Below are 8211 nucleotides of genomic sequence, written 5' to 3'. Positions count from 1 at the left end.
GCGGTGAGCGACGCGATGACGGCACGGGCGTCCGGGGGCAGGTCCGGCAGTGCGGCCTCCGTACGCGCCGGAGCGGCCAGCAGGTGCCCGGCGAGCAGCTCGCGGGTGAGCTCGGCCGCGCGCGTCGACCCGCGGGTCGCGGGGGCGAGCAGCCGCATCGCGCGGATCGGGAAGCGTTTCATCGCGCCGAGCAGCGCGGGCTGGACGTACCTGCGGCCGACGCGGTCCACCAGGGCCCGGAACGCCTCGTCCGACGGCAGCAGGGCGAGCGCGTTGAGCATCGTGCGGGTCTCGGGCACGGAGAGGTCCTGGTCCAGGGCATCGATCAGCAGCGGTGCCATCGCCGGACCGAGCCCGTCGACCATGGTGGCGACGGCGCCCGTGGGGAACTCCCACCACCGCGGCGGCATCCAGTCGCCGAGCGCGGCGAGCTGATCGCCGGAGCTCAGCGCGAGCAGCAGCGTCCACTTGATCGGATCATCCGGCGGGGCGGCGCAGCACTCGTCCACCCAGTCGCGCCGGTCGGGCACCAGGTACGAGACGACGGCCCGCTGGCCGGGGTCGCGCCGGCGGCCCGCGAGCCGCTCCACGGTCTCCGCGTAGACCTCGTCGTCGGCGATGGCCAGCCGGGTGCGGAGCCTCCACGACGCGGCGTCGTCCCGCCACCAGGCGTGTGTGTGCCGGCCGTACCGTGAGGCGGAGACCACGCGGAGCTCCCCGGTGCCGGAGTCCCGGTCGACGGCGGCGGAACCGAACTCGGCGTACGCGCAGGCGGCGAACGGCAGGCCGTGGTCGGCGACCCAGGCGTCGGCGAAGGGCCAGGCGACCCCTCCGACGGACCGATGGACACTGATCGACGCGACCACCGCGGCGCCCAGCGGGTCCGGGGCACCCTGGAGGTGGGCGAGCCCCCGCTCGGCCAGCTCGGGATCGGAGCCCCGGCCGTGCAGTGCCTGCTCGATCTCGGCACGGGTCTCGGGCGAGATGAGCCTGCGCCGCGTGCCCCCGTACACCGTGGGGGCCGGCGAATCGTCGCGTCGCGGATGCCGGCGCTGTTTCCACGCGGACGGAAGGGTCAGGGCGTTCTCGTCGGGCCGTCGGGCGTTCATGCCGGGAAACCGTAGGGCAGCCGCCCGACAGACCACGAAACACCCCCACGAATCATCGTTCGAAGGGAGTGAGGCGCGTCACAGCGGCCCTCGCGGGGGCGGCGTCCATACTGCCGGTAGGCATTCACTCGATCACGGAGGCCTCATCTGATGAACGGTCCACTCGACGGCATCGTGGTGCTCGACCTCACCCGCGTCCTGTCCGGGCCGCACGCGACGATGATGCTCGCCGACCTCGGCGCGCGTGTGATCAAGGTCGAGCAGCCGGGCACCGGCGACGAGACGCGGCAGTGGGGGCCGCCGTTCGCCACCGCGCCCGGGCGGGAGGGCGTGGACCCCGGCGTCAGCACGTACTTCCTGTCCTGCAACCGGAACAAGGAGTCGATCACCCTCGACCTGAAGTCCGAGGAGGGCAAGGAGACGCTCATCCGGCTGATCCGGCACGCCGACGTCCTCGCCGAGAACTTCCGCACCGGGGTCCTGGACCGGCTCGGGTTCTCCTTCGAGCGGATGCACGAGATCAATCCGGCCCTGGTCATCCTGTCGATCTCCGGGTTCGGGCACGACGGCCCCGAGGGCGGGCGGCCCGGCTACGACGCGATCGTGCAGGGCGAGGCCGGGATCATGAGCGTCACGGGGCCCGCGCCCGACCAGCCGACCAAGATGGGCCTGTCGATCTGCGACATCCTCGCCGGCGTGAACGGCGCGTACGGCATCGTCGCCGCGCTGTACGAGCGCACCCGCACCGGGCGCGGCCGGGTGGTCCGCACCTCCCTGCTGGCCTCCGTCGTCGGCGCGCACGCCTACCAGGCCACCCGGTGGACGGTCGCGGGCGAGGTGCCGCGGGCGATCGGCAACGACCACCCCTCGATCGCCCCGTACGGCAGCTACCGGTGCGCCGACGGCCTGATCCAGGTGGGTGTCGCCAACCAGGGGCTGTGGAGGAGGTTCGCGCCGGTCGTGGAGATCGACCCGGACGATCCGCGCTTCGCGACCGGGGCCGACCGGTCCCGCAACCGCGGCGAGCTGGGCGTCCTGATCGAGAAGGCGCTGACGAGCGAGACGCGGGAGCACTGGCTGGCCCGGCTCGCCGAGGTCGGCGTCCCCGCCGGGGCGATCCGCTCCATCGACGAGGTCTACGAGTGGGACCAGACCCGGTCGCAGGGGCTCGTCATCGACGTGGAACATCCCGAGCTCGGCCGCATCGAGCTGCCCGGCCCGTCGCTGCGCTTCGAGGGGGTGCCGCCGCGCGAGCACACCGCGCCTCCGCGGCTGGGCGAGCACACCGACGACGTCCTCGCCTGGCTGGACGAGGTGGACTCCTGACCCGCGGCGTACCGTCCCCCGGCGCCCATCCGCCCCGGAACGGGTGACTCAGCGGCCCCACGGCCCCCACCGGTCCGCCGGTCGACGTCCCCACTCGGCGGGAGCAGGTAGATTCCTGACCTGCGCTTTTGTCTCAGATCGGGGGAGTTGGATGGAGTCGCAGGCGCTCCGCCGCAGCCTGTCCTCCAAGGACTTGATCGTCTACGGGCTGCTGTTCATCGGGCCGCTGGCGCCGGTGGGCGTCTTCGGCGTCCTCGACGCCAGGAGCCACGGCTCCGTCGCCCTCGTCTACCTGGTGGCGACGCTCGCGATGGCGTTCACGGCGGTGTCGTACGCGCAGATGTCGCGGCAGGTGCCGCACGCCGGATCGGTGTACGCCTACGCCGGCATCGGCATCGGGCGGCCCGCCGGGTTCGCGGCCGGCTGGCTGGCGATGCTGGACTACCTGCTGATCCCCGCGGTCGGCTACCTGTTCTGCGGTATCGCGCTGCACTCGCTGGTGCCCTCGGTGCCGGCCTGGGTGTTCACCGCGATCGCGTTCGTCTCGACCACGCTGCTCAACCTCTTCGGCGTACGGCTGGCCGCGCGGGTGGGCTTCGTGGTGCTCGTGGTGGAGATCGTGCTGCTGGCGGTGTTCGTCGTCGCGGCGACCGTCGTACTGGTCATGGACGGCCCCGCCCGCCCGTGGACCTCACCGGCCCTGGGCGCCGGCGGCACCACCACGGCCGCGGTGATGGGGGCCGTCTCGGTCGCGGTGCTGTCCTTCCTCGGCTTCGACGCGATCGCCTCGTTCGCCGAGGAGAACACCGGCGACGAGCGCCAGGTCGGGCGCGCGGTGCTGTTCTGCCTGGCCGTCGCCGGCCTGCTGTTCGTCGTGCAGACCTACCTCGCCGGGCTGCTCATGCCGGTGAGCCCGCGCCACCTCGCCCAGGTGCCGGCCGAGCAGGGCACCGCCTTCTACACGATGACGCGAACGGCGGTCGGCGTGTGGATGCAGCGGGCGTTCGCCGTGGTCAAGGGCATCGGCCCGGCGTTCACGGCGATGGCGGCCGTGGCGGCGGCCTCCCGCCTGCTGTACGGCATGGCGCGCGACCGGGGCCTGCCGAAGGCCCTGGCGGCGGTGGACGGCCGCTCGCAGGTGCCGCGCGCCGCCCTGCTGACGACGGCCGCGGTCAGCCTCGTCGTGTCGGTGTGGGCGGCCCGCCGCGCGGACGGTCTGGACGTGCTCGTGTCGATCGTCAACATGGGCGCCCTGGCCGCCTTCACCCTCCTGCACGTCTCGGTGGTCGGCTACTACGTCATCCGCCGCGGCAGCCGCCGGTGGGTCCCGCACCTGGCCGTCCCGGCCCTCGGCGCCGCGGTGTCCGTCTGGATCATGGTCTCCGCGACCACTCTGGCCAAGCTCGTCGCCGCCGGCTGGCTGGTGGCGGGCGCCGTCGTCTTCGCCGTCGGCCGCCGGGAGAAGGCCTCCCTCAGCCCAGCAGGTCGGGACGCCGGTGGGACAGGGACGGGAGCACCTTCCGTACCTGGTCGGTGAGGCTCAGGTCGATCTCGGCGAGCCGTACGGACGGGGACGGGCCCAGGTCCGCCTGGACCACGCCCATCGGGTCCACCAGCATGCTGCGGCCCACGCCGCCCGGACGCCCCCTCGGCGGGGCCGTACGGTCCGGGGCCTTGCCCACGGCGGCCACCCACGTGGTGTTCTCGATCGCGCGGGCGCGGACCATCGTCACCCAGTGCTCCTCCTTGAACGGCCCCTGCGCCCAGGCCGCGATCACCGCGAACATCTCCGCGCCCGCGTCCACCAGCGCCCGCGCCAGCTCGGGGAAACGCACGTCGTAGCAGGTGATCAGGCCGATCCGCGTGCCGCACAGCTCGACCACCACCGGCGCGTCGCCCGCGTCGACGAACTCCGACTCGCGGTCGTGGAAGGCGTCGAACAGGTGGATCTTGCGGTAGGAGCCCACGAGCGCGCCGGACGCGTCGATGGCCACCGCCGTGTTGTAGACCCGGCCGGGGGACGCCGGCTCGAACACGCCCGCGATCACCGCGGTGCCGTGCTCACGCGCCGCCTCGGCCAGGCCCGTCACCCACGGGCCGTCGAGCGGCTCGGCCATCGAGGCCAGGTCGCCGCCGAAGCGGACCAGCGCCGCCTCCGGGAGGATCGCCAGGTCCGCGTCCGCCGCCGAGGCCAGGGCCTCGCGGGCGCGTTCCAGGTTCTCCTTCGGGTCGTCGCCGATCGTGATCTGGCACAGCGCCACGCGCATCGCGGACTCCTTTCCCGGGGGAGGATCGGCGCCGCGCGCCGGCCTGGTGCTCACCGCTCGCTCGCCCTCCTCGCTCGCTCCACTGTGGCACAGACCGGACGTAGCGCCCGGGGTCGTCCCGTCCGCGTTGTTACCCTGAGCCGCGTGACGGTCAACATCGATCCGCTGGTGGCCCGGATGCGGGGCTTCGGCACCACCGTGTTCGCCGAGATGACCGCCCTGGCGGTCCGTACGGGCGCGATCAACCTCGGCCAGGGATTCCCCGACACCGACGGCCCGGCCAAGCTGCTGGAGACCGCCGTCGAGGCGATCCGCGGCGGCGCGAACCAGTACCCGCCCGGACCCGGCGTGCCCGAGCTCAGGGAGGCCGTGGCCGCCCAGCGCTCCGGCCGTTACGGCCTGACCTACGACCCCGCGGACGAGGTGCTCGTCACCGTCGGCGCGACCGAGGCGATCGCCGCGACGCTCCTGGCGCTCTGCGAGACCGGCGACGAGGTCGTCCTGTTCGAGCCGTACTACGACTCCTACGCCGCGATCATCGCGCTGGCCGGGGCCGTGCGCCGCCCCGTCACGCTGCGGCCCGACGGCGACCGGTTCACCTTCGACCCCGCCGAGCTGCGCGCCGCCGTCACCCCGCATACCCGGCTGATCCTGCTCAACTCCCCGCACAACCCCACCGGCACCGTGTTCTCCCGCGCGGAGCTGGAGATCATCGCGGACGTCTGCCGCGAGCACGACCTCGTCGCCGTCACCGACGAGGTGTACGAGTACCTGACCTTCGACGGCGCCGAGCACGTGCCGATCGCCACGCTGCCCGGCATGCGCGAACGCACGGTGGCGATCTCCTCGGCCGGCAAGACGTTCTCGGTCACCGGCTGGAAGACCGGCTGGATCACCGCGCCGCCGCACCTCGTCCGCGCCGTGCAGACCGTCAAGCAGTTCCTGACCTTCACCTGCAGCGCCCCCTACCAGCGGGCGGTCGCGTACGGGCTGGGCGCCGAGCTCGACTGGGTCGAGGCGCAGCGGGCCTCGCTGCAGTCCAAGCGCGACCGGCTCACCGCCGGCATCCAGGCGGCCGGACTGACCCCGCTGCGCACCCAGGGCACCTACTTCGTCCAGGCCGACGTACGCCCGTTCGGGTTCACCGACGGGCTGGAGTTCTGCCGGGTCCTGCACGAGCGGGCCGGCGTCGTCGCCATCCCCGCGCAGGTGTTCTACGACTCCGACGCCGGCGACCCGTACGTCCGGTTCGCCTTCTGCAAGCGCGACGAGGTGATCGCCGACGCGGCCGCGCGCCTGTCCCGCGTGGCCTCCTGAGCACCGGGTGGGCGGCCGCCGCACGACCTCGTACGCTCACACCTGACAAAGGACGCGCGCTCGCTGGGCATACTCTGCCCATGAGCACACCGCAGGACAGAGACTAGGTTCGCCTTCGTGACCACCGCGAACGGCGAGCGCGTCCTCATCGCCCTCGGCGGCAACGCGATGACGGGGCCGGACGGCGACGCCACACCGGACGCCCAGCGGCGCGCCGTGGAGGCGGCCGTCGGGCCGGTCGCGGACCTGGTCGCCGGCGGCGCACAGGTCGTTTTGACCCACGGCAACGGGCCCCAGGTCGGCAACCTGCTGATCAAGAACCAGCTCGCTGCCGGCGTGGTGCCGCCCGTGCCCCTCGACTGGTGCGGCGCGCAGACCCAGGCGACCATCGGCGTCCTCCTGCTCAACGCGCTGGACCGCGCCCTGGCCGAACGCGGCGTGGACCGGCCGGTGGCCGTCGTGGCGACCCGGACCCTGGTGGACGCCGCCGACCCGGGCTTCGACGCCCCGGAGAAGCCGGTCGGCCGCTACTTCCCCGTCCACGAGGCCGACCGGGGCCGCGCGCACGGCGAGACCTGGCGCTCGTTCGGGGCCAAGGGCTGGCGCCGGGTCGTCGCCTCGCCGGAACCACGGGAGATCATCGACGCGCCCGCCGTGGACGCCCTGCTCGCGGCGGGGTTCATCGTCGTGGCGGCCGGAGGCGGCGGCGTTCCGGTGGTCCGCGCCGACGGCGGTCTCCGCGGGGTCGAGGCGGTCATCGACAAGGACCTCGCCGCGCAGCTGCTGGCCCGCCACGTCTCCGCCACGACCATGGTCATCGCCACGAACGTCGAGTACGCCATGACCGGGTACGGCACCCCGGACGAGCGGCCCATCCGGCGTACGACGGCGGCCCGGCTGCGGGCGTACGCGGCCGAGGGGGAGTTCGCCGGGGGCAGCATGGGCCCGAAGGTCGAGGCGGCGGTGCGCTTCGTCGAGGCGGGCGGAGAACGGGCGGCGATCACATCGCTGGAGCACATCGGCGACGCCGCGGACGGCAAGGCCGGAACAGTCATCGAGTTGTGAAGGGTGAGGACATGCCGGACCCGATTGAGGTACGCAAGGTCGCCATCGAGAGCGTCACGGACGCGTCGGGGCTGGCCCGGCTGATCGACGACGGTGTGATCGAGGCCGATCGCGTCCTCGCCGTCATCGGCAAGACCGAGGGCAACGGCGGCGTCAACGACTACACGCGCATCCTCGCCGACCGGGCGTTCCGCGGGGTGCTCGTCGCCCGGGGCCGCCGTACGCCGGAGGAGGTCGCCCAGGTGCCGCTCGTGTGGTCCGGCGGCACGGACGGGGTGCTCAGCCCGCACGCGACGATCTTCGCGACCGCCGACCCGTCCTCGGCGCCGGTGACCGACGAGCCCCGCGTCTCGGTCGGCGTCGCCATGAGCGAGGTGATCCTGCCCGAGGACATCGGCCGCCCGGCCATGGTGGAGAAGGTCGCCGGCGGCGTACGCGACGCCATGAAGGCGGCCGGCATCCAGGACGCCGCCGACGTCCACTACGTGCAGACCAAGACGCCCCTGCTCACCCTGGACACGATCAACGACGCCAAGCGGCGCGGCCACGACGTCGTCACCGAGGACACGCTGAAGTCCATGGACATCTCCAACTCCACGACCGCGCTCGGCATCGCCGTCGCCCTCGGAGAGATCGAGATGCCGGAGGCGGAGCGGATCCACAAGGACCTGTCGCTGTACTCCTCGGTCGCCTCCTGCTCCTCCGGAGTCGAGCTCGACCGGGCCCAGATCGTCGTGGTCGGCAACGTCCGCGGCATCGGCGGCCGCTACCGCATCGGCCACAGCGTGATGAAGGACGCCCTGGACGCCGACGGCATCTGGGCGGCGATCCGCGCCTCCGGCATCGACCTGCCCGAACGCCCGCACCACAGCGACCTGGACGGCCGGCTCGTCAACGTGTTCCTCAAGTGCGAGGCGGACCCGAGCGGGTCGGTGCGCGGGCGCCGCAACATCATGCTCGACGACTCCGACGTGCACTGGCACCGCCAGATCAAGGCGTGCGTCGGCGGCGTCGCCGCCTCGGTGACGGGCGACCCGGCCGCGTTCGTCTCGGTGGCCGCCGTGCACCAGGGCCCCTCGGGCGGCGGCCCGGCCGCGGCGATCTCCGACCTCGGCTGAGCCGCGGGC

General features: G+C 73.2%; 7 protein-coding genes. 5 read left to right on the top strand and 2 right to left on the bottom strand.

The window, feature by feature from the left end:
- The coding region (locus tag ACFFNX_RS34860; RefSeq protein ID WP_378210178.1) for a hypothetical protein at positions 1-1109 on the bottom strand (1109 nt) is incomplete at its 3' end.
- 150 nt (positions 1110-1259) lie between these two features.
- Here ACFFNX_RS34860 and ACFFNX_RS34855 point away from each other — a divergent pair.
- On the top strand, positions 1260-2435 hold the full coding sequence (locus tag ACFFNX_RS34855; protein WP_378210177.1) for a CaiB/BaiF CoA transferase family protein: 1176 nt from the start codon (positions 1260-1262) through the stop codon (positions 2433-2435).
- Between the two features lie 151 nt (positions 2436-2586).
- A complete protein-coding gene (locus ACFFNX_RS34850; RefSeq protein WP_378210176.1) occupies positions 2587-3972 on the top strand; it encodes an APC family permease in 1386 nt (461 codons plus the stop codon).
- On the opposite strand, the gene ACFFNX_RS34845 is transcribed toward ACFFNX_RS34850, so the two are convergent.
- Positions 3908-4702 (bottom strand): carbon-nitrogen hydrolase family protein, encoded by a 795-nt coding sequence (locus ACFFNX_RS34845; protein WP_378210175.1) that lies wholly within the window; start codon positions 4700-4702, stop codon positions 3908-3910. The two genes, ACFFNX_RS34850 and ACFFNX_RS34845, sit on opposite strands and share 65 nt — an antisense overlap.
- A gap of 144 nt (positions 4703-4846) precedes the next feature.
- Here ACFFNX_RS34845 and ACFFNX_RS34840 point away from each other — a divergent pair, with 144 nt between their 5' ends.
- The 3 genes from ACFFNX_RS34840 (at position 4847) to bar (ending at position 8202) form a co-directional block, all read left to right on the top strand.
- Complete coding sequence (locus ACFFNX_RS34840; RefSeq protein ID WP_378210174.1) at positions 4847-6019, top strand: pyridoxal phosphate-dependent aminotransferase; 1173 nt, start codon at positions 4847-4849, stop codon at positions 6017-6019.
- A 117-nt stretch (positions 6020-6136) separates the two neighbouring features.
- On the top strand, positions 6137-7084 hold the full coding sequence (locus ACFFNX_RS34835) for a carbamate kinase (protein ID WP_378210173.1): 948 nt from the start codon (positions 6137-6139) through the stop codon (positions 7082-7084).
- 11 nt (positions 7085-7095) lie between these two features.
- Positions 7096-8202 carry a barbiturase gene (bar, locus tag ACFFNX_RS34830; protein WP_378210172.1) on the top strand — a complete coding sequence of 369 codons (1107 nt, stop codon included), beginning with the start codon at positions 7096-7098 and terminating at the stop codon, positions 8200-8202.
- Positions 8203-8211 lie beyond the last annotated feature (9 nt).

Source organism: Actinoallomurus acaciae (assembly GCF_042429965.1).
Classification (GTDB): Bacteria; Actinomycetota; Actinomycetes; order Streptosporangiales; family Streptosporangiaceae; genus Actinoallomurus; species Actinoallomurus acaciae.
This window is presented reverse-complemented; position numbering and strand designations above follow the sequence as displayed.

What these genes read in the sequence shown, in the direction of transcription:
- ACFFNX_RS34850 (WP_378210176.1), top strand. Translation starts at nt 2,587, where the DNA reads ATGGAGTCGCAGGCGCTCCGCCGCAGCCTGTCCTCCAAGGACTTGATC.
- bar (WP_378210172.1), top strand. Translation starts at nt 7,096, where the DNA reads ATGCCGGACCCGATTGAGGTACGCAAGGTCGCCATCGAGAGCGTCACG.
- ACFFNX_RS34845 (WP_378210175.1), bottom strand. Translation starts at nt 4,702, where the DNA reads ATGCGCGTGGCGCTGTGCCAGATCACGATCGGCGACGACCCGAAGGAG.
- ACFFNX_RS34855 (WP_378210177.1), top strand. Translation starts at nt 1,260, where the DNA reads ATGAACGGTCCACTCGACGGCATCGTGGTGCTCGACCTCACCCGCGTC.